The organism is Acetobacter sp. UBA5411 (assembly GCF_002409645.1).
GTDB lineage: Bacteria > Pseudomonadota > Alphaproteobacteria > Acetobacterales > Acetobacteraceae > Acetobacter.
In genome coordinates, this window is the sequence record NZ_DHNR01000040.1 from 139,796 (window position 1) to 140,520 (window position 725).

Here is a 725-nt window from a genome sequence, read left to right on the forward strand (position 1 = left end):
CGGTAGTTCGTGAAGAACGGCGTGTGACGACCACCCTCTTCCTTGGTGAGGATATAAGCCTCAGCCTTGAACTTCTTGTGCGGCGTGATGGAGCCCGGCTTGGCCAGAACCTGACCACGCTCAACGTCCTCACGCTTCGTGCCACGCAGCAGAGCGCCGATGTTGTCACCAGCCTCACCACGATCAAGCAGCTTGCGGAACATTTCAACGCCGGTCACGGTCGTCTTGGTCGTCGGACGGATGCCAACGATCTCAACTTCGTCACCCGTGTTGACAACGCCACGCTCGACACGACCCGTGACAACCGTGCCACGACCAGAGATCGAGAACACGTCTTCGATCGGCATCAGGAACGGACGGTCAACCGGACGCTCCGGCTGCGGGATGTAGGAGTCAACAGCGTCCATCAGATCCTTGACGCGGTTTTCGCCAATTTCCGGATCGCCATCTTCCAGAGTGACAAGAGCGGAACCCTTGATCACCGGAATTTCGTCGCCCGGGAACTGGTAGGAAGAAAGAAGCTCACGCACTTCCATCTCGACCAGCTCAAGCAGCTCCGGATCGTCAACCTGGTCGACCTTGTTCAGGAACACGACCAGAGCAGGAACACCGACCTGACGAGCAAGCAGGATGTGCTCACGTGTCTGCGGCATCGGGCCGTCAGCAGCGGACACAACCAGAATAGCGCCATCCATCTGGGCAGCACCGGTGATCATGTTCTTCAC

Annotated in this window: 1 protein-coding gene; it reads right to left on the reverse strand. The window is 58.3% G+C overall.

The genetic code is table 11. The features are described from left to right. A partial coding sequence (locus B3759_RS14410; RefSeq protein WP_291366969.1) for a GTP-binding protein occupies window positions 1-725 on the reverse strand: 725 nt, incomplete at both ends.